General features: G+C 64.7%; 17 protein-coding genes and 1 riboswitch. Of the genes, 11 read left to right on the top strand and 6 right to left on the bottom strand.

Annotated elements, in window-relative coordinates:
* Positions 1–66: 66 nt before the first annotated feature.
* Positions 67–1,071, bottom strand: a complete 1,005-nt coding sequence (locus SB764_RS26945; protein ID WP_110327203.1) for an AraC family transcriptional regulator — start codon at positions 1,069–1,071, stop codon at positions 67–69.
* 94 nt (positions 1,072–1,165) lie between these two features.
* On the opposite strand from SB764_RS26945, the gene SB764_RS26940 reads away from it, so the two are divergent.
* Positions 1,166–2,005 (top strand): oxidoreductase, encoded by an 840-nt coding sequence (locus SB764_RS26940; protein WP_110327202.1) that lies wholly within the window; start codon positions 1,166–1,168, stop codon positions 2,003–2,005.
* 14 nt (positions 2,006–2,019) lie between these two features.
* Here the strand turns inward: SB764_RS26940 and zigA are convergent, their stop codons facing one another.
* On the bottom strand, positions 2,020–3,261 hold the full coding sequence (gene zigA, locus SB764_RS26935) for a zinc metallochaperone GTPase ZigA (RefSeq protein ID WP_410865620.1): 1,242 nt from the start codon (positions 3,259–3,261) through the stop codon (positions 2,020–2,022).
* A gap of 115 nt (positions 3,262–3,376) precedes the next feature.
* Positions 3,377–3,523: riboswitch (adenosylcobalamin (AdoCbl) riboswitch) on the top strand.
* A 1-nt stretch (position 3,524) separates the two neighbouring features.
* Here zigA and SB764_RS26930 point away from each other — a divergent pair.
* From SB764_RS26930 to SB764_RS26910, 5 genes are all read left to right on the top strand, one after another.
* Complete coding sequence (locus SB764_RS26930) at positions 3,525–3,647, top strand: hypothetical protein (protein WP_260696526.1); 123 nt, start codon at positions 3,525–3,527, stop codon at positions 3,645–3,647.
* Between the two features lie 139 nt (positions 3,648–3,786).
* A complete protein-coding gene (locus tag SB764_RS26925) occupies positions 3,787–5,991 on the top strand; it encodes a TonB-dependent receptor (protein WP_410865618.1) in 2,205 nt (734 codons plus the stop codon).
* Positions 5,992–6,015: 24 nt separating this feature from the next.
* On the top strand, positions 6,016–6,828 hold the full coding sequence (locus SB764_RS26920; protein WP_410865616.1) for an ABC transporter ATP-binding protein: 813 nt from the start codon (positions 6,016–6,018) through the stop codon (positions 6,826–6,828).
* The gene (locus SB764_RS26915) at positions 6,825–7,817 is read left to right on the top strand and encodes an ABC transporter substrate-binding protein (RefSeq protein ID WP_410865614.1); all 993 of its coding nucleotides are present in this window, start codon (positions 6,825–6,827) and stop codon (positions 7,815–7,817) included. The genes SB764_RS26920 and SB764_RS26915 overlap by 4 nt, the downstream gene beginning before the upstream one ends.
* Complete coding sequence (locus tag SB764_RS26910; protein ID WP_410865612.1) at positions 7,814–8,848, top strand: FecCD family ABC transporter permease; 1,035 nt, start codon at positions 7,814–7,816, stop codon at positions 8,846–8,848. The genes SB764_RS26915 and SB764_RS26910 overlap by 4 nt, the downstream gene beginning before the upstream one ends.
* Positions 8,849–8,896: 48 nt before the next feature.
* Here the strand turns inward: SB764_RS26910 and SB764_RS26905 are convergent, their stop codons facing one another.
* Entirely contained in the window at positions 8,897–10,435 is a 1,539-nt protein-coding gene (locus tag SB764_RS26905; RefSeq protein ID WP_176080866.1) for an amino acid permease, read from the bottom strand.
* 65 nt (positions 10,436–10,500) lie between these two features.
* Positions 10,501–11,277, bottom strand: coding sequence for an SDR family NAD(P)-dependent oxidoreductase (locus SB764_RS26900; RefSeq protein ID WP_065060932.1), 777 nt, complete (start codon positions 11,275–11,277; stop codon positions 10,501–10,503).
* A 233-nt stretch (positions 11,278–11,510) separates the two neighbouring features.
* Here SB764_RS26900 and SB764_RS26895 point away from each other — a divergent pair, with 233 nt between their 5' ends.
* From SB764_RS26895 to SB764_RS26885, 3 genes are all read left to right on the top strand, one after another.
* The gene (locus SB764_RS26895) at positions 11,511–12,485 is read left to right on the top strand and encodes a helix-turn-helix domain-containing protein (protein ID WP_065060933.1); all 975 of its coding nucleotides are present in this window, start codon (positions 11,511–11,513) and stop codon (positions 12,483–12,485) included.
* A 170-nt stretch (positions 12,486–12,655) separates the two neighbouring features.
* A complete protein-coding gene (locus tag SB764_RS26890) occupies positions 12,656–13,561 on the top strand; it encodes an intradiol ring-cleavage dioxygenase (protein ID WP_110327196.1) in 906 nt (301 codons plus the stop codon).
* 146 nt (positions 13,562–13,707) lie between these two features.
* The gene (locus SB764_RS26885) at positions 13,708–14,520 is read left to right on the top strand and encodes a phosphodiesterase (RefSeq protein WP_183039968.1); all 813 of its coding nucleotides are present in this window, start codon (positions 13,708–13,710) and stop codon (positions 14,518–14,520) included.
* 16 nt (positions 14,521–14,536) lie between these two features.
* Here the strand turns inward: SB764_RS26885 and SB764_RS26880 are convergent, their stop codons facing one another.
* Positions 14,537–16,297 (bottom strand): methyl-accepting chemotaxis protein, encoded by a 1,761-nt coding sequence (locus SB764_RS26880; protein WP_410865609.1) that lies wholly within the window; start codon positions 16,295–16,297, stop codon positions 14,537–14,539.
* Between the two features lie 669 nt (positions 16,298–16,966).
* On the opposite strand from SB764_RS26880, the gene SB764_RS26875 reads away from it, so the two are divergent.
* Both SB764_RS26875 and SB764_RS26870 read left to right on the top strand, forming a co-directional pair.
* The gene (locus SB764_RS26875; protein ID WP_065060937.1) at positions 16,967–17,551 is read left to right on the top strand and encodes an ATP phosphoribosyltransferase regulatory subunit; all 585 of its coding nucleotides are present in this window, start codon (positions 16,967–16,969) and stop codon (positions 17,549–17,551) included.
* 197 nt (positions 17,552–17,748) lie between these two features.
* On the top strand, positions 17,749–18,081 hold the full coding sequence (locus SB764_RS26870; RefSeq protein WP_074981922.1) for an H-NS family nucleoid-associated regulatory protein: 333 nt from the start codon (positions 17,749–17,751) through the stop codon (positions 18,079–18,081).
* 306 nt (positions 18,082–18,387) lie between these two features.
* On the opposite strand, the gene SB764_RS26865 is transcribed toward SB764_RS26870, so the two are convergent.
* A complete protein-coding gene (locus SB764_RS26865; RefSeq protein ID WP_065060938.1) occupies positions 18,388–19,572 on the bottom strand; it encodes a GGDEF domain-containing protein in 1,185 nt (394 codons plus the stop codon).
* Positions 19,573–19,614: the final 42 nt, after the last annotated feature.

Genomic DNA, 19,614 nt, shown 5'->3' with positions numbered 1-19,614 from the left:
ATCGCCGGACCGGTGCGGTTGTGCCGGTCCGGCGATTCGTTGTTCAAGCCGTTGCGTGCGTCGGCTTCAATGCGACGACACGAACACCGCATCGTCGAACGCCTCGGGAATCGAGAAACTCTCGCGCATGCGCTTCGTTTCCGCGGCCGGCGACAAACCAAACAGGCGCTTGAATTCGCGACTGAACTGCGACGCGCTCGTATAACCGACCGCATGACACGCGGCTTCCGCGGTCAGATCCTGGCGCACCATCAGCAGACGCGCCTGATGCAGCCGCGTCGACTTCACATACTGCATCGGCGAAACCTGCGTGACGGCCTTGAAGTGACTGTGGAAGCTCGGCACGCTCATGCCCGCTTCCTCGGCCAGTTGCGTCACGTCGAGGTCCTGCGCATAACCGGCGTGGATCAGCCGCAGCGATTTGCCGATGCGCCCGAACTGCCCGCGCGTCGACAGCGCCTCGCGCATCGAGCTGCCTTGCGCGCCCGTGAGCACGCGGAAATACAGTTCGCGCAACAGGTTCGGCCCCAGCACGGCGGCTTCGAGCGGACGATGCAACGCTTCGAGAAACCGCAACACGGAGGATTGCATCGCATCGTCCATCGGCGTCGACATCATGCTTTGCGGCGGCTGCACCGGTTCGGCCGGGCCCGCGCGGTCGATCTGCATCGCCAGTTCCGCGGCCAGCGTGAAGTCGAGGTGCAGATACAGCGCGAGCAGCGGGCGCGCCTCGCTCGCCTCGGTTTCCATATTGAACGGCACCGGCACGGAGACGGCCAAGTAATGGCGTTCGTCGTAAAGATAAAGTTGATCGCCGAAATAGCCGCGTTTGCGGCCCTGGCAGACGATCACGATACCCGGATCGTAGAGCACCGGCGTGCGCGCGAGCGGCCGGTTCGAGCGCAGGACGCGCACACTCGGCAACGCGGTGAGGTTGTAGCCTTCGTCGGGCGCGAGGGCGCGCAGCAACGCGATCGTGCGTTTCTGGATGCGTTCCTGGGTGCGTTGCTCGCTGCATTCAGCCGCGCCGACCGGCTCGGTCTTGCGGGACGGGGTGCGCTTGGCATTCATAGTTTCAGGCAAGAATATTCTGGAATTGGGCCTTAGCCGGTCTCGGTATCAAGACTAGTATGCATGCATCAGTCACCAACCGGGAGAAACGCAAATGGCATCCAGCAAAATTCTGCTCATCACGGGCGTTAGCAGCGGTTTTGGTCGCGCCCTCGCGCAAGAGGCGCTCGCGGCGGGTCACACGGTCGTCGGCACGGTGCGCAGCGCGCAGGCGCAGAGCGAGTTCGAGACGCTGCACGCACGGGCCGTGGCGCGCGTGCTCGACGTTACCCACTTCGACGCAATCGACGCCGTCGTCGCAGAGATCGAATCGGGCGTCGGCCCCATCGACGTGCTCGTCAACAACGCCGGTTACGGCCACGAGGGCGTGATGGAAGAATCGTCGCTCGAAGCAATGCGCCAGCAATTCGACGTCAACGTATTCGGCGCGGTCGCCATGATGAAGGCGGTGCTGCCCTTCATGCGCGCGCGTCGCCGCGGCCACATCCTGAACATCACGTCGATGGGCGGCCACATCACGATGCCGGGCATCACTTATTACTGCGGCAGCAAGTTCGCGCTCGAAGGCATTTCCGAGTCGCTGGGCAAGGAAGTCGCGCCGCTCGGCATCGCGGTCACGGCGGTCGCGCCGGGTTCGTTCCGCACGGATTGGGCGGGCCGCTCGATGCAGCGCACGCCGCGCGCAATCGCCGATTACGACGCGATCTTCGATCCGATCCGCCAGGCGCGCGTGGAAAAGAGCGGCAAGCAACTCGGCGATCCGCGCAAGGCGGCGCGTGCGATGCTCGTCGCGATCGAGTCCGAGACGCCGCCCGCGCATCTGTTGCTGGGCTCCGACGCGCTCGGTCTCGTGCGCGGCAAGCTCGCCGCGTTCGAAAAGGAGATCGCCGCGTGGGAAAGCGTGACGATCTCGACGGACGCATCGGAAAGTTAAACGAAACGCGCGCGCTACGCGTGCAGTTCGTCGGCGTCGGCGGCGTCCGCTTCATCGGCGTCGTCGTCGCCCCACGCCGGGAACGGATCGCGGTACGCGATCCACGCCTGCGGCCCTTCGGCCATTTCGGCGTCGGTGAGCAGACAGGCATCGAGGCGCGCGCGCAAGCCCGCTTCGTCCATCTCCATGCCGATCAGCACGAGTTCCTGGCGCGCGTCGCCCACTGTCTCGTCCCAGTTGCCTTCGATGAATTCGAGCGACTCCTCGTCGGTCGGCCAGCGATGCTTCGGCACCGCGGCCCACCACAACCCTGCCATGCCGTGCCGGCACACCGCGCCCGCCTGCGACCACGACGCCGCGTGCGTCGGCCGGCTCGCGAGCCAGAAAAAGCCTTTCGAGCGCACCACGCCCGGCCATTCCGAATTGATCAACGCCCAGAAACGCTGCGGATGCAGCGGCCTGCGCGCGCGCCACACGAAACTGGTGATGCCGTATTCCTCGGTTTCCGGCGTGTGCTCGCCGCGCAGCTCCGCGAGCCAGCCCGGCGCTTTCGACGCTTCCTCGAAATCGAACAGACGCGTGTCGAGCACGCGATCGAGCGGCACGCGGCCGAATTCCGCGACCTCGATGCGCGCACGCGGATTGAGCCGCCGCAGGATCGCCGTCAGCCGTTCGAGCCCCGCGTCGTCGATCAGATCGACCTTGTTGAGCACGATCGCATCGCAGAACTCGACCTGCTCGATCAGCAGATCGACGACCGTGCGCGTGTCCTCGTCGCCGAGCGATTCGCCGCGCGTCTGCAGGCTGTCCTGCGAGCCGTAGTCGCGCAGGAAATTGAACGCGTCGACCACCGTCACCATCGTGTCGAGACGCGCGACGTCCGAAAGACTCTGGCCGCTTTCGTCCGCGAACGTGAAGGTTTCCGCCACCGGCAGCGGCTCCGAAATCCCCGTCGATTCGATCACGAGCTGATCGAAGCGCCCTTCGCGCGCAAGCCGGTTCACTTCGAGCAGCAGATCCTCGCGCAGCGTGCAGCAGATGCAGCCGTTGCTCATTTCCACGAGCTTTTCGTCGATACGCGAGAGTTCCGCGCCGCCGTTGCGCACGAGCGCGGCGTCGATGTTCACCTCGCTCATATCGTTGACGATGACCGCGACGCGCCGCCCTTCGCGGTTGTTCAGGATGTGGTTGAGCAGCGTGGTCTTGCCCGCGCCCAGAAAACCGGACAGCACGGTGACCGGCAAGCGTGAATCCATCGGATGACTCCTTCGACGAGTGTGGGGATCGGGGCGCTAGCCCGAATAAATGTTATGTTATAACATTCTCAACGAAGCCAGCAACGACGGAATCGGGCCTCCGGGCGGGCCGCGTGCCTTACAATTCCGTTGCCATGTCCGGAAGCTGGTGCAAATCCAGCGCGGTCGCGCCACTGTGATCGGCCTTCGCGCCGAAAGTCAGACCTGGGCATCGGCGCACATCAATCGCATTTTCGGGGCGCGAAACCCCTGGAGAAATCAGCATGTCTGCACCGGACACCTCGCGGCGCGCGTTCGCTCGCCGCCCGTTCCTCGTCTCGAACGTTCATTCGCGCGCGTGTCGCCTGGGTTCGCGCATCGGCGTCGGCGTGACGTCGATCCGCTAGACGTTCGGCGCGCCGACGCGCTTCGTTTCGCTGACTGTTTCTCGCTTTCGCGTCGATCGCCTCGACGCGGGCCTGCGTACGCGCTCGCACGCCGTGCGCCCCGCACACCTCGCATAACAACAACGCACACCGTATAAGCATGGACGTATCCACACCGCTTTCGCGCGCGCGGCGCTTCGCCGTGCACGGCACCTTCGCCTGCTCCTGCCTCGCTCACGCCGCTCACGTTTTCGCGCAAGGCGACAGCGCTTCATCCGCCGACGCCGCGTCTCCAACCGCTTCGTCATCGACCTTGCTCGCCGTGCGCGTGAACGCCGCGTCGTCGCAAGCCGCGTCGTCCGGCAAGCCGGACCTCGCCACGCCGCTCACCACCGGCAGCCGCCTCGGCATTTCCAGCCTCGACACGCCCGCGAGCGTCGACGCCATCGGCCGCGCGCAACTGAGCGCGCGCGGCGACAACAACGTGACCCAGGCCGTCACGCGCGCCGCCGGTTTCGCCACCGACGCCGCGCCCGGCAACGGCGGCACCTCGGTCTCGGTGCGCGGCTTCAGCGGCCCCGAATCGGTGACCACGCTTTACGACGGCCTGCGCATGTACGCGGGCGCGGGCACCGTGTCGTTCCCGTTCGACACGTGGTCGGCGGAACGCCTCGAAGTGCTGCGCGGCCCGGCCACCGTGCTCTACGGCGAAGGCGGCATCGGCGGCGTGATCAACGTCGTGCCCAAAGCGCCGCAACGCGACGATGCGACGACGATCCAGCTCGGCGCGGGCAGCTACGGTGAAAAACGCGTGGCGCTCGACACGACCGGCGCGCTCGGCCCGATGCTTTCCTACCGCTTCTATCTCGCCGACGACCGCAACAACGGCTGGCTGCCGCGCGGCGAATCGCACACGACCGCGCTCGGCGGCGCGCTGCGTCTGGACGTGAATCCGCGTCTCTCGTTCACGCTCGATTACGACTACGGCCGGCAAATGCCCGCGCGTTATTTCGGCGTGCCGGTGCCGGACGGTCAGCTCGATCCCGCGCTCGAACGCCAGAATTACAACGTCGGCAATGCGTCGATCGCGTACTTCGATCAGTGGACGCGCCTGAGCACGCAATGGCGCGCCGCTCCCGGCATCACGGTGCGCAACCAGCTCTACTATCTGGTCACGAACCGTCACTGGCGCGACAGCGAAAGCTACACGCTGATGGGCGACGGCAACGTGCAGCGCAGCGATTACCTCGAAATCCTTCATCACGAACGGCAGGTCGGCGATACGCTCGATGCGACCTTCGACGGCCATCTGCTCGGCCGCCATGACCGCCTCGTCGTGGGCGCGGATTTCAATCAGATTTCGTTTCTCGACACCAGCAATTCGCCCTACGACGGCTCGTCGATCGTGCCGCAATACGGCTTCGATCCGGGCGTGTTTTCGAGCCCCGATCCGACCGTGCCGCAATTTCGCACCAGCACGCGCCAGGCGTCCGTGTTCGCCGAAAACCGCCTTGAACTGACCGACCGCCTCGCGTGGATCGCGGGCCTGCGCTACGACCATATCGACTATCACCGCGATACCTTCGCGACGGTCAGCGGTCCCGCGTCGTCGTTCGATCGCACCTTCGCTCACGCGGGCTGGCGCACCGGCCTCGTGTTCTCGCTCACGCCGGATCTCTCGGTCTACGCGCAATACACCACGGGCGCCGAGGGCGTGGGCTCGCTCGTCACGCTCTCCAAGTCGAGCAGCAACTTCTCGCTCGCCAACGGCGAACAATGGGAAGCGGGCGTCAAGCAGCAGTTATGGGGCGGCCGCGCGTCGTGGACGCTCGCGTTCTACCAGATCGTCAAGCGCGATCTCCTGAGCACCGATCCGTCGAATCCCGATCTCACGCAGCAGGTCGGCAAGCAGTCGTCGCGCGGCGTGGAATGGACGGGCGCGCTGCAATTGGGCGGCGGCTGGTCGATCGACGCGAACGCCTCGTTCCTGCGCGCGCGTTACGACGATTTCAACGAAAGCGTGAATGGCCAGAGCGTGTCGCGCGCGGGCAACGTGCCGTACAACATTCCCGAGCAGACCGCGAACGTGTGGCTCGACTGGGCCTTCATGCCGGGCTGGCGCGCGGGCGCGGGCGTGCATTACGTGGGCCGCCGTTACGGCGATACGGCGAACACCGTGTCGATTCCGAGCTACACGCTGATCGACGCCTCGGCGTCGTGGCGCGCTACGCGCAACCTCACGCTCGCGCTCTATCTGCGCAATCTCACGAACCGCACCTACGCGGTGACGACGCAGAACGACGGCGGCGAATGGCTGCTGGGCGCGCCGCGTTCGGGCTGGGTCACGGCCACGTTGAGTTTCTGATTCATTTCCTCAGGATGCCGAATTATGACGTCATTGCAGATCGACGGACTCGACTGGTCGCCACACGATGAGCGCAGCGAACGCGGCGCGCGTGCGCTGCTGCACGCCATCGACGTCGACGTGAAGCCCGGCGAATTCGTCGGTCTGATCGGGCCGAACGGCAGCGGCAAAACCAGCCTGCTGCGTTGCGCGTTTCGTTACGCGAAGCCGCAGCGCGGCGCGATCACGCTCGACGGCGACGACGTCTGGGCGCAGAGCGCGCGCTGGAGCGCGCAGCGCATCGCGGTGCTGCTGCAGGACGCGCCCGACGATTTCGGACTGAGCGTCGCGGAAGTCGTCGCGATGGGACGCACGCCGCATCAACGCGCGCTCGCGGGCGAAACGGCCGAGGACCGCGAACGCATCGAGCGCGCGCTGCTCGACGTCGGGCTCGCCCACGCACGCACACGGCCCTTCGCCACGCTGTCGGGCGGCGAGCGCCAGCGCGCGCTGCTCGCGCGTGCGCTCGTACAGGCGCCGCGCGTGCTGATGCTCGACGAACCCACCAACCATCTCGATCCGCGCCATCAGATCGATTTGCTCGCGCTCGTGAAGCGTCAGTGCATCACGACGCTCGCGACGATCCACGATCTCAATCTCGCCGCCGCGTTCTGCGACCGGCTGTTCGTGATCGACGCGGGCGAGATCGTCGCGCGCGGCACGCCGGACCAGGTGCTGACCGAAGCGCTGCTCAAGCGCGTTTATGGCGTCGATGCGATCGTCGATCGCCATCCGGTGACGGGCGGGCCGCGCGTCACGTTGATCACCACGCATTCGGAGTCGAACGCATGTAAATGAACCGAGGTTTGCGCGCCGCTGTCGCGCTGCTGCTCGCGTGCGCGAGCGCGGCCGCGCACGCGGGCCACTATCCCGTCACGGTGCGCAGTTGCAATCGCGACGTGACGTTCACGCAGATGCCCGCGCGCGCCGTGAGCAACGACGTGAATCTCACGGAGATGATGCTCGCGCTCGGTCTGCGCACGCGCATGGCGGGCTTTACCGGCATCAGCGGCTGGAAGACGGCGGACCCCGCGTTGCAGGCCGCGCTGCTCGGTCTGCCCGAACTCGCGCGCCGCTATCCGTCGCTCGAAACGCTCGCTGCCGCGCACGCCGATCTCTACGTGGCGGGCTGGAATTACGGCATGCGCGTGGGCGGCCCGATCACGCCGCAGACGCTCGCGCGCTTCGACATCGCCACCTATGAACTCACGGAATCGTGCTCGCATGTGATGCCGCGACCGGCCGCTTCGCTCGACGATGTCTATAACGACCTGCGCAACCTCGGCGCGATTTTCGATGTCGAGGCGCGCGCACGGATGCTGATCGCGTCGATGCAATCGCGCGTCGCCGATGTGCGCCGCATGCTGAATGCCAACACGCAGACGACACCGCGCGTATTCGTCTACGACAGCGGCGAGGACAAGCCCTTCACGGCGGGCGCGCTAGCGATGCCCACGGCATTGATCCGCGCAGCGGGCGGCCGCAACGTGATGGACGACGTCGCGCAAAGCTGGACCCAGGTGAGTTGGGAAAGCGTGGTCGCGCGCGATCCGCAGGTGATCGTAATCGTCGATTACGGCGCGGTGACGGCGGCGCAGAAGGAAGCGTTTCTGCTCGGCTCGCCCGCGCTTGCGAACGTCGCGGCGATTCGCGCGCGTCGCTTCGTCGTGGTGGCGTACGACGCGGCAACGCCGGGCGTGCGCAACGCGCAAGCCGTCGAAACGATCGCGCGCGGTTTGCATCCGGAAGCCTTTGCGGCGCACAACAACACACCGGGCACGCCATGAACGCACGCCCTTCGCACACATCCGCGCCATTGACGCTGACGTTCACGGCGATCGTGTCGCTCGCGTGCGCGCTCGCCGTTTCCATCGTGCTCGCGGTCGGCTTCGGGCCGGCGCACATCGCGCCGCTCGACGTCGTGCGCACGGTGGCTTCGCACATCAGCGGCGGCGCGCAGATCAACACGATGATCGACGATATCGTCTGGCAAATCCGCCTGCCGCGCGTACTGCTGGGCGCGCTCGTGGGCGCCGCGCTCGCGCTGTCCGGCGCGGTCCTGCAAGCCGCCACGTCGAACCGTCTCGCCGATCCGCATCTGCTCGGCGTGAGCGCGGGGGCAAGCGTCGGCGCGGTCGCGGCGACGCTGTGGCTCGGCGCGGCATGGGGCGCGCTGACCTTGCCCGCGTGCGCCTTCGTCGGCGCGCTCGCGGCTACTGCGCTTGTGATCGGTTGCGGCACGCGCGGCGCGCGGCTCGATGCGCAGCGCCTCCTGCTCGCGGGCGTCGCCATGTCGTTCGTGCTGATGGCGCTCGCGAATCTGCTGCTCTATATGGGCGATCAGCGCGCGTCCGGCTCGGTGCTGTTCTGGATGCTCGGCGGCCTCGGCCTCGCGCGCTGGAGTCTGCTCGGAATCCCCGCCGCGTTCGTCGCCGGCGGCCTGCTTCTGCTGATCGCGCGCCGTCGCGAACTCAATGCACTGATGAGCGGCGACATCGTGGCCGCCACGCTCGGCCTCAATGTGGCGCGCGTGCGCCGCGAGTTGTTCGTCGTGTGTTCGTTGCTGACGGCGGCCATGGTGGCCGTGAGCGGCGCGATTGGCTTCGTGGGACTGGTGGCGCCGCATATCGCGCGGCGACTCGTCGGCACCGATCATGCGCGCGTGCTGCCCGCCTCGGCGCTCGTCGGCGCGTTGCTGCTCGTATGGGCCGACGTGACCGCGCGCACGCTGATCGCGCCCGACGATTTGCCGGTTGGCGTGGTGACGGGATTATTCGGCGGCGCGTTTTTCGTGCTGTTGATCGGGCGCGGAAAATAAGCTGCATCGCCATTCACACGACTTCGGCGATGCAGCGTCATTCACGATTTATTTAGCGCCGATCTCATGTTCCGCGAGACTCAATTCGCGTTCGCGCTCGCTCGAGGTTTTCGCAATCGGCGGACCGGAAAAGCGGTGACGCACGCCTCCCACATACCAGATCGCGAGCAGCACGAGCAACAGGCTGACGATCAGATACAGCACTTTCTCGTTCGGCGGTTGAATGCCGACATAGGCGAGAATCAGCGCGCCGCCCACCGCCGCAATCGCAAACGGCTTCGAGAATTTGCCCAGTTGAAACGGTCCTTTCTCGGTCCAGGTGCGGCCTTCGGCGAAAATGCCGGCGGCAATCGGCATCGCATACGAAACGAACAGAAACACCGCACTGCCCGCGCTGAGTACCGTGAAGGCGTCGCCATAGAGCGTCGCGGCAATCGCGAGCACCGCCGACGTCCAGATCGCCGCGCCCGGCGTGCGATGCGCGGGATTGACCTTGCGTAGCCATTTCGATCCCGGCAGACCGCCGTCACGCGCAAAGGCGAACATCATGCGCGAGGTCGAGGTGACCGCGGCCAGCCCGCACGCGTAGTTGATAAAGAACATCAGCAATTCGATGCTGATGCGCAGCGGCGTGGGAATCGGCGCGAGAATGGCCTGGAAAAAGCCCGTTCCCTGTTTGACCGCCGCGCCGAGACTCGGCATCACGAGCACGAATGCGCACACCATCACGTAGCCGAACGTCGTCGACCAGAACACCGAACCGACAATACCGCGCGGCACGTTGCGCGCCGCCTGATGCGTTTCTTCGGACGTATGCGCGGACGCGTCGAAGCCCGTGATCGTATAGGCGGTCAGCAGCAGACCCGAGAGAAACGCCATCGCGATCGTCTGTTTCGGCCACGCGCTGCCGTCGGTGCCGGTGAAATTCGTGAACGTATAGAGCCGCGAGAGATCGATCTTGACCGGCGAATACGCCAGCAGCGACACCACGAGCACGACCGTCACGACGAAAATCAGGTAGCCGGACAGATCGGTAATCTTGCTCGTAATGCGAATGCCGCGATGATTCAGAAACGCCTGCGAAGCGGTAATCAGCGTGAGGAAAATCGTTTGATCCCACCAGCCGAGCGAATCGGGATTGACGCCGAACATTGGCGCAATCAAGGTGCGAAAGAACGGATCGTAGGTGCCGTAATTGATCGCGGCGACCACGAACACCAGACCGAGCAGATTCAGCCACGCGGTGAGCCAGCCCCAGGTCTTGCCGCCGAGAATCGAGCCCCAGTGATAGAGACCGCCCGCCGTGGGATACGACGAGGCGATCTGCGCCATCGCCGCCGCCACGACCAGCGCGAACAGCGAGCCGAGCGGCCAGCCGAGCCCGATCGATGCGCCGCCCGCCGCCGAAAATCCCATCTGAAACGACGTAATGCCGCCGGACAAAATGCAGATCAGCGAAAACGACACCGCGAAGTTGGAAAACGCGCCCATGCGGCGCGAAAGCTCCTGCGCGTAACCCATCTTGTGCAACAGCGAGACATCATGATCGGCGGATTCGGCCGCCGGTTCGATTGCATTCGCGTCCATATGACGATCCTTCAAGCGAGAGGGTGGAAACGTCGAACTGGTGATGATTTAATCCGTATTCCGTATCAAGCAGCCGTAAAACAGTTATCGACGAACAGATGCGCGCCGTTAATGAAACTCGCGTCGTCGCTGGCGAGGAACAGCGCGGCCTGCGCCACTTCCTCGGGCTTGCACAAGCGTCCCTGCTGAAGCGAGAGCGCCGCTTCGCTGGCGTCGAAACCATATTGCGCGAGTGCGCTGATTTCGCGCTGGCCGTGGGGCGTGTTGATGAAGCCCGGGCACACCGCGTTGCAGCGGATGCCGCGATCGCGATACTCGACCGCAATCGCGCGCGCGAACATCGCGCACGCGCCCTTGGTCGTGCAATAAAGCACTTCGAGCGGCGTGGCCGCGACCGACGAGATCGACGCCGTGCAGACGATCGAGCCCTTGCCCGCTTCGAGCATGTGAGGGAGCACCGCGCGCGTCATCATGAACATGCTTTTCACGTTGACGTTCATGAGCCAGTCGTAGTCGTCGTCGCTGGTGTCGAGAAACGGCTTCACGACGATGCTGCCCGCGTGGTTGAACAGCGTGTCGATACGGCCGAAGCGCCCGATCACGCCCGCCACGGCGGCGTCCACGGCGGCGCGCTGCGAAACGTCCGCCACGAACAACTCCGCTACGCCGCCTTCGGCGCGGATGCGCGCGACGATTTCCTCGCCCGCGCCGCGATTGACGTCCACCACGGCCACCTGCGCGCCTTCGCGGTGAAACAGCAGCGACGCCGCGCCGCCCGCGCCCGTCGCCCCGCCCGATACGATGGCCACCTTGCCCGCCAGCTTTCCTGCCCTTTCCGTCATTCCCGGCTCCTATGCGCATTCACGGTACGCACAAGTTAGGTGCACCGAAAATCGGCCACTATCCAAATTTGGCAAAAAAATAAAATTGCCGTAAAAATCAGGAATCGCGAAGATCGGCAACGCATTGCTGCGATGCACGAGCGCCGGGCGCGGATCGTGCGCAGCCGCGTCCGCGCGTTGCTCCGGTCGATCGCCATTTTGCGGCGCCAGCCGAGGCCGTCCCGGGAGACTCCATGGAAGCGGGCTACTCGCCGAACGAGGCCATCCAGTTTCGGAACTGTCACAGCGTCGACGAACAGGCGGCGCTGCTCGACGCATGGAACCAGAGCTATTGCCAGCTTTCGCGCGGCACGTTCAACGGTTCGGTGACGTCGTTCATGGCGGGCGGCGTGAAAGTGCTGGTCGAGCGGCTGAACCGCACGGTTTATCAGCGGGGCGACGTGGTCGGCCATAAATTCGCGCTGGGCATTCCGTTTCAGCTCGAAGGGCATGCGCTGCTTTCGGGACAGACGAGTCACCTCGACGCGCTGCACGTGTTTTCCGGCCGCGACGGCTTCGAGTTTCTCTCGCCGGACCGCCATGTGTTCGTCAACCTCGAAATGGAGCCCGCCGCCGTGACGGATTTCGCCACGCGTGCGCAGCTCGAATCGATCATCGCGCGCATCGGCGCGAAGGCGGGCGTGGTGAATATCGCGCCCGCCCGGCTCCAGCAATTCCGCGACGTGTTGAGCGTACTGCTCGACGACGTGGTTCGCGCGCCGCGTTTGCTCCACGACCGCGAGAGCGTGAGCGCGCTGGAAAAGGCCATTATTTTCGGTCTGAGCGAAACACTGCATGATTTCCCCGATATCGCGCAGCACGAACGCGGCGAAGCGCGCATCGCGCGAAACTGGCAACTGGTGCGCAGCGTGCGCGATATCGTCGAAGGGTCGCCCGATTGCCCGCTCTCCGTCGCCGAGCTGTGCGCGCGTATGCACGCGAGCCGACGCACGGTGCAGTATGCGTTCGAAGAGACGACCGGCATCAGTCCGCTCGCGTATATGCGCGCCGTGCGTCTTGCGCGCGTGCGCAAGGAACTCGTGCATGCGGCCACGGTGACCGAGGTCGCCACGCGCTGGGGATTCTGGCATTTCGGCAATTTCGCCAGTGAATACCGCGAGCAATTCGGCGAGTTGCCGAGCGAGACGTGGCGCAGGAATCGCGCGTGAAGTCCATGCCGATTGGGCGGCACGCGAATTCGATGCGTGCGCAACCAATATGGGGCGCACCCCAACCTTTCCGGGCAGAAAGAATCAGCAATAAAACGTAATGCCGGATGTAATCGCCAGGCGACTTCGCTCCGGTAGAGTGCGGACATTCCGCACCTTGCAGCACAATAATGACCTCACGCCTGTCACGACGGGAATTCATCAAACTGACCATCGCCGTGGGCACCACCGCTTCGGTCTTCGACGCGAATTCCCTCGCCCTCGCCAACCCCGCGCCCTGCCAGCTCACGCCCGAACAGGAAGTCGGTCCTTACTGGATCGACGGCGCGCTGATGCGCAGCGACATCCGCGAAGGCAAGCCCGGCGTGGCGCTGACGCTCGACATCGTGCTGACCGACAAGCGCACCTGCGCGCCGCTCGTGGGCGCCGCCGTCGACATCTGGCAATGCGACGCGATGGGCATCTATTCCGGCTACACGAAAACGGCGGCCATGCCGCCGCCGCCCGATTTCGCCTCGGGCGCGCCGGGCCGTCCGCCTGCGGGGATGCCGTTCGGCGTGCCGCCCGGCGGTTTCCAGGGTCAGCCCGGCCGGCCGCCCGGTCCGCCGCCGCCCACCGATCACCTCACCTTCCTGCGCGGCATGCAGCACACCGACCGCAGCGGCGCGGTCAGGTTCGAAACCATCGTGCCGGGCGTGTATCCCGGGCGCACCAATCACATCCACTTCAAGGTCCGCACGCCGGATGCGCAGCACGCGAAAGGCACGCACGTCTCGCACGTCGGCCAGCTCTTTCTGCCCGAAGCGCTGATGGTGCAGCTGATGCAAACCGATCCATATCGCGCGCACTCGATCCGGCGCACGACGTCGCGCGAGGACCCGGTGTTCACGGACCAGCACGGTTCGAGCATGATCGCCAGCGTGAATCCGTTCACCGTGGATGGTCGCGTCAAGCCTCTGCGCGCGCGCGTGGAAGCGGTCGTCGATCCCGACGCCACGCCGCAACCGGTCGAACCGCGGTTTGATCCGAACTTCGATCCGCGCGCCGATTCGCACTTCGGTCCGCCGCCGCGCTAACGCGCCGCGCGTCCTCCCCGATCGCTCACGGAAGAAGCGGCCAATCAAACTCAACGGTTTTTTTGGCCGCTTATTTTTTGGCCGCTTAATCTCGTCTCGTTGCCGATATGTTCAACACGCGCGAGCCGATACGGCAGGAGGAACGCGTGAGCGTCATTGCCCAGATTTCGGATATTCATGTGCGGCCGCGCGGCCAGCGCTATCAGGATCTCGTCGATTCGAACGCGATGTTCGCGCAAGCGGTCGCCACGCTCAACCGACTCGATCCCGCGCCCGATTTCGTCCTTATCAGCGGCGATCTGACCGACGAAGGCCGGCCCGACGAATACGCCATGCTGCGCGAATTGCTCGCGCCGTTGCGCCTGCCGTATGCGGTGATGCCGGGCAATCACGATCATCGCCGGTTTCTGCGCGAGGCGTTTGCCGATCACGCGTGGCTGCCACGCGAAGGCGAACTGCATTTCGGCATCGACGCAGGCGCGATTCGTCTGCTCGCGCTCGACTCGACCGTGCCCGGTTTTCACCACGGCGAATTGAGTCCGGCGTCGCTCGACTGGCTCGAACGCGAACTCGTCGAACATGCGCGGCGGCGCGTGATGATCGCGTTGCATCACCCGCCGTTCGCGACCGGCATTCCCTATCTCGACCTGTACGGCATGACGAATGTGAAGCCGCTGCGCGATCTCGTCGCGCGTCACGCCAACGTCGATCGCATCGTTGCGGGCCACGTGCATCGTTCGATGCACGCGCGTCTTGGCAACGTGCCGGTGTTGACGTGCCCGAGCACAACGACGCAAATCGCGTTGCGGCTCCAACCCGACGCCGATCCGGCGTCATACATGGAACCGCCCGCCTTCATGCTGCATCGCTGGAGCGACGACGATCGCGACGGTGAAAGCAGCGCGGTCTCGCATCTTTGCTATATCGGTCAGTTCGACGGACCGCTGCCGTTCGCGTGAGCGTCGTGTGGCTTGATCAGAACGTGTCCCAGTCGTCGTTGTCGATCAGCGCAGGAGCGGAAGCGGGAGCCGGCGCGGCCGCAGGTTTTGCGGGCGCGGCGGTCTTGCGCACCGCCGTCGCAGGCGCGCGCGTGCTCACTTTGCGCGGCGCAACGCCCGCAGCACGAACCGGCGCGGCGGCCACGCTCACCGCCTGAAACCCCGCCTCGGCGTCCAGATGGAAAAACGCAATCGCCTGATTCAACTTCACGCCCTGATCCTCGAGCGATTTCGACGCGGCCGCCGCTTCCTCCACCAGCGCCGCGTTCTGTTGCGTGACGTCGTCCATCTGCGTGATCGCCTGATTGACCTGCTCGATCCCGCGGCTCTGCTCGGTCGACGCGGCGGCGATTTCGCCCATGATGTCGGTCACGCGCGCGACGGCCTGCGTAACTTCCGCCATCGTCCGGCCCGCCTCATCCGCCAGCGACGAACCGTCCTGAATCTTCTGCACCGACGCGTTGATCAGTTCCTTGATCTCCTTCGCCGCGCTCGACGAGCGTTGCGCGAGGCTGCGCACTTCGCTCGCGACCACCGCGAAACCGCGCCCCTGCTCGCCCGCGCGGGCCGCTTCCACCGCCGCATTCAGCGCGAGAATGTTGGTCTGGAACGCGATCCCTTCGATGATGCCGGTGATGTCGGCGATCCGCGTGGAGCTCGTGCTGATCTCGCCCATCGTCTCGACCACCTGGCCGACCACCTGATTGCCGCGCCCCGCCACTTCCGATGCGTTGTGCGAGAGCGCGCTCGCCTGCTGGGCGTTTTCGGCGTTCTGCTTCACGGTCGAGGTCAACTCCACCATGCTCGCCGCGGTTTCCTGCAACGACGCCGCCTGCTGTTCCGTGCGCGACGACAGTTCCGTGTTGCCCGACGCAATCTGGCTCGCACCGGTGCCGATGCTGTTCGCGGACGTGCGGACCTGCCCGATCAGGCTCACGAGGCTCGCCTGCATCTCGCCCATCGAGGCAAGCACGCTACCCGCGGGCGCGCGCTGCGCACCCGGCACCGGACGCAGATCGCCCGACGCCACGCGCTGCGTGACTTCGCCGAGTTCGGCCGGTTCGGCGCCCAGCGCGCGCAACAGCCCGCGCGTGATGAGCACGCCCGCCAGCACCGCCAGCGCGACGGCGGCGAGGCAAATCGCGATCAGCAGCATGCGTTGCCGCGCGAATTGCTCCGCCGATTCCTGGACCTGTTGCGCCGCGCGCTCCTGGGTGAAATCGGCAAAATCGTTCGACGCCTTGATCAGCGCCGCGAGCAAAGGCCGGCATTTCGTGTCGATTTCGGCGATCGCGGCGTCGCGTTGATTGTTCAGCGCCAGCCGGTCGATATCGAGCGCGACCGGACGATACAGCGCTTCGATGCGCGGCAGTTCGGCGGCCAGGCGGCGGCCTTTTTCGTTCATGTCGGACGCACTCGCAACGAGGGCGTTGAAGGTGTCGAGATTGGTTTCGACGCGCCGTTCGGCGTCCTCGACCGCGGCTTTTTCGAGCGCGACGTCCTCGGGCGTGGTGACCAGCACCAGATTGCGCACCGCCATCGCGCGATCGTCGACTGCCGTGCGGACCGCGACCGCCGCCCTGGCGCGCGCGTCGATCCCGCTGACGTAGCCCGCGAAGCGGTTATTCGCGGCGTTCAATTCGTGCAACGACAACGCGGACACGATCAACACGATAAAGGCCAAAATCCCGAACGCACCCGTGAGCTTTGCCTTCACCGACAATCGATTCAGATTCATATTTTTTGTTTTCCATTTCTATGAAGGGGCAAATAAGGCGGACGGTCGCTTTTACGATGCCCAATTCACGCAACGGAACGATATGCGTCTGCGCCCCCGGCAGACGTATGCGCAGAGCATATGATTTTACTGAGTCCGCGTGAATAAACCGCAGAAAAACCGTCGTGAAATCAACGCGCAAACGTTAGCGGAATATTGTATTTTTCTATGAGGCATATTTACCGTATAGAATGCCGGCTCCAATAAAATGTGCCATACGTGCGCATCTTTAATCCCGAAACGAATCAATCGGAAAATATTGCCGGATTAATACCGGGGCGCGCCACTAAAACCCACGACCCGATACCGCTGGCAATAAGTGGTAATAAAAAGTGGATACGAACGCCGCCATTCACAGACGCAATTCGCTGTGTCATTATCGGAGCATGGAACTCCGTCACGAACTCGCCCGGTTTCATCATCATCGCGGTCGCAACACCTTGCGCCGGGGTTCGTTACGTCCATCGCTCTGAAGCCGCCGGCTTCGGACACCAGGAACCAGGCGCCAGATGGCGCCTTTTTTATTGCCTACGGAGAAAAACATGACTATGCTTCGCGGAACCCGTTTCGTCACCGGCCAGTCGGCCGCCGTCATGCGCTCGCTCGAAAACCGCTTCCGGAGCTACCTTCATTGATCGTGGCGCTGAAGAAGCGATCGTCCCGGCGTTGTGGTCGCAAGACACCTTCGTCGAGAAAGCCGGCGGCAGCGAAATCCTCCAGCAGATGTGGACGTTCACCGATAAATCCGGTCGGCCATGCTGTCTGATTCCGGAAGCCACCGCGCTCTTTCAGGAACAGGCGGTCAATCTGCTCGGCGGTGCGCGCGAACGGATGCTCTTTTATATTGCACGGTGTTACAGGTACGAGCGGCCGCAAGCCGGTCGATACCGCGAATTTACGCAACTCGGCTTTGAATATCTATGCGCGGAACCTGAACGCGCGGCGGCATTCAGCGTCGATGTCGCAACGGGGTTTCTGGATTCATTGGGTGTCCGATATGATCTCGACCGTGCCGCGCGCCGGGGCTTGAGCTATTACCTCGGCGGCCAGGGTTTTGAAATGCGCTGCGCGGCGCTCGGCGCCCAGCAGCAGATCGCGGGCGGTGGCGCGTATCGGGAAGGCGCGGGTTTCGGCATCGGTCTCGAACGCCTGGTGCTCGCGATGTCGTCATCGTCTTTGGGCGAGTTAAACGCGCCGGATGATCAATCGTCTTAAAGTAAACGTTCGGCGCGAGTTGGCGGTCTGGCGCATGTCGGTCAATCGACGCGCTCGCCTGCTCGCGCCGGCTCTCTCTGATTGAAAAATGCTGCGTGCATCCCGCACCCCGGGCGCGCAGCCGTGCTATCGTTGCGGCATGCGATTTGCGACCTGCAAAGTGCAGCACAGTCCCTCGCATGAAGGAGTTTTTAAACGTGGATGAACGTAAACGGGAAAGCATCGTTGCTTACCTTCGCCGCAGAATGGAAGAGTTCGGCATCGAGCCGGACGACATCGCGGCCTCGATCGCTGCCGATCAGCTTCGAATTCGCGCCGCGCGTTATCAAAATGCGGCGGGCGACACCTGGGACGGTCAGGGTGAAATGCCGCAATGGCTCGTACAAGTGACTAGCGCCGGTCAGGCGCTGGAGCACTTCGCCATTCGCAAACCGGAAGAGCGCGCCGAAGCGCCGCGCCCGCGCGTCGACTGGGCCAACGACCCTTTCGCCGGCAGCCGCCTCGCGACCGTCAGCGCCGAACGCCTGTAAATCACCCATTCACCGTCAATCAGCAAGCGAGCCGCGCCGGCGCTGAATCGCACCGCGCGGGGATGTTGCGCGCCCCTGTCATTCGCCGCTGTTCAATCGCGTTTGGGTTGTATTTGGGCTTTTCCCCAGGCGGGTTTTCGCTGATTGGTTTTATCGCTCGTTTTTGTCTTTTTCGTCTATTGAGCATTGCTCCATTCGCCATGATTCGCCGACCATGAATCATCGGGAATAACGCATCGAGTGTTTCCGCCGGGCGCCAACCTGCCCGCCATGGCATGTGGCCGCCATGAATCCAGCCGCATCCTTTCAGCGCAATGCGGCCAGATAACCGGTTTCGCGATTGCCTTCGTGCGTGCCCGCGGCCACCGCCACCCGATTACGCCCCGCCGCTTTCGCAACGTAAAGCGCGGCGTCCACGCGCGCGATGGCGCTCTCCAGGCTTTCGGTTGCGCCGATGCTGTCCACGCCCGCGCTGAGCGTGCAGGACACGCCGTCCGTGGACGAACACTCGACGGCCACTCTCAGCGCATTGGTCGACGCCTCCGCCTCGCGTCTCGTGACATCGACGAACGCGACGGCGAACTCCTCGCCGCCCAGCCGCCCGAACAGATCGCACGGCCGGATCTGCGCAGCGACGATCCGCGAAATATGCGCGAGCAGCCGGTCGCCCGCCGCGTGGCCGAAGCTGTCGTTGACCGTCTTGAACTTGTCGATGTCGAGAATGGCGATCGCCATCGTGCCGCCGCGCGCGCGCCTGTGCGCGAGCAACGCCTGCGCCCGCTCCATGAATGCGCGTCGCGTGAGCGCGCCCGTCAATTCGTCGACGGTGGCGAGCTTTTCCATTCTGCGCAGAATGCGTTCGTGCGCGAGCATCACCATGCCCGTCGACATGCACGGCAGCGAGACGATTGCGAGCCCGAGCAGCGCGATATTCCACGGCGACGGTTGCAAAAACGACAATGCCGGCGCGAGGCCCAGCACGATCGCGACGATACGCGCGAGATAAACCAGCGCGCCCAGCCAGGCGGCCACCGCGATCAGGCGGCAGGCGTAGCTCGCGCCGTCACGCGCGGCGTGACGCAACGCGAGGCTGCCCACCACGAAGCGGCCATACACGAAACCCAGCGAGACGATCACGCCGCGCGCGTTCGCACTGGGCGCAACACGGGTGAAGTAGACCAGCGCGGCTACGGCGAAGACGAGCGCCGCGCATTCGTCGCGACGCACGGGCGGCACGTCGAAGAATCGCCGCGTGCCCTGCACGAGCAGCAGCACCGCGCCCAGCGTCAGCGAACTCACCCCGACGATCGTCATCGCGCCCGCCTGCATTCCGCCGATCAGAATCCACGTCGCCGCCACGCCGAGCAGCGCATAACCCACGCACCAGCGGCCCACGCCCGGCACCGACGCGCGCACGAGCGAACCCAGCACGGCCACGCTCATCAGACACGAAACGATCAGGATCGCCAAAAGAGCGAAAGCGCTGGGCATGAGAACGAATTCAGGCGGCGATAAAAATCAGAGGAAAAAGCG

Source organism: Paraburkholderia sp. SIMBA_027 (assembly GCF_046535315.1).
Taxonomy (GTDB): Bacteria; Pseudomonadota; Gammaproteobacteria; order Burkholderiales; family Burkholderiaceae; genus Paraburkholderia; species Paraburkholderia tropica.
Note: the sequence above shows the minus strand (reverse complement) of the source record. Positions and strands in the feature narration are given on the sequence as shown.

What these genes read in the sequence shown, in the direction of transcription:
- SB764_RS26940 (WP_110327202.1), top strand. Translation starts at nt 1,166, where the DNA reads ATGGCATCCAGCAAAATTCTGCTCATCACGGGCGTTAGCAGCGGTTTT.
- SB764_RS26930 (WP_260696526.1), top strand. Translation starts at nt 3,525, where the DNA reads ATGTCTGCACCGGACACCTCGCGGCGCGCGTTCGCTCGCCGCCCGTTC.
- SB764_RS26865 (WP_065060938.1), bottom strand. Translation starts at nt 19,572, where the DNA reads ATGCCCAGCGCTTTCGCTCTTTTGGCGATCCTGATCGTTTCGTGTCTG.
- SB764_RS26895 (WP_065060933.1), top strand. Translation starts at nt 11,511, where the DNA reads ATGGAAGCGGGCTACTCGCCGAACGAGGCCATCCAGTTTCGGAACTGT.
- SB764_RS26920 (WP_410865616.1), top strand. Translation starts at nt 6,016, where the DNA reads ATGACGTCATTGCAGATCGACGGACTCGACTGGTCGCCACACGATGAG.
- SB764_RS26905 (WP_176080866.1), bottom strand. Translation starts at nt 10,435, where the DNA reads ATGGACGCGAATGCAATCGAACCGGCGGCCGAATCCGCCGATCATGAT.
- SB764_RS26925 (WP_410865618.1), top strand. Translation starts at nt 3,787, where the DNA reads ATGGACGTATCCACACCGCTTTCGCGCGCGCGGCGCTTCGCCGTGCAC.
- zigA (WP_410865620.1), bottom strand. Translation starts at nt 3,261, where the DNA reads ATGGATTCACGCTTGCCGGTCACCGTGCTGTCCGGTTTTCTGGGCGCG.
- SB764_RS26945 (WP_110327203.1), bottom strand. Translation starts at nt 1,071, where the DNA reads ATGAATGCCAAGCGCACCCCGTCCCGCAAGACCGAGCCGGTCGGCGCG.
- SB764_RS26880 (WP_410865609.1), bottom strand. Translation starts at nt 16,297, where the DNA reads ATGAATCTGAATCGATTGTCGGTGAAGGCAAAGCTCACGGGTGCGTTC.
- SB764_RS26915 (WP_410865614.1), top strand. Translation starts at nt 6,825, where the DNA reads ATGAACCGAGGTTTGCGCGCCGCTGTCGCGCTGCTGCTCGCGTGCGCG.
- SB764_RS26890 (WP_110327196.1), top strand. Translation starts at nt 12,656, where the DNA reads ATGACCTCACGCCTGTCACGACGGGAATTCATCAAACTGACCATCGCC.
- SB764_RS26900 (WP_065060932.1), bottom strand. Translation starts at nt 11,277, where the DNA reads ATGACGGAAAGGGCAGGAAAGCTGGCGGGCAAGGTGGCCATCGTATCG.
- SB764_RS26910 (WP_410865612.1), top strand. Translation starts at nt 7,814, where the DNA reads ATGAACGCACGCCCTTCGCACACATCCGCGCCATTGACGCTGACGTTC.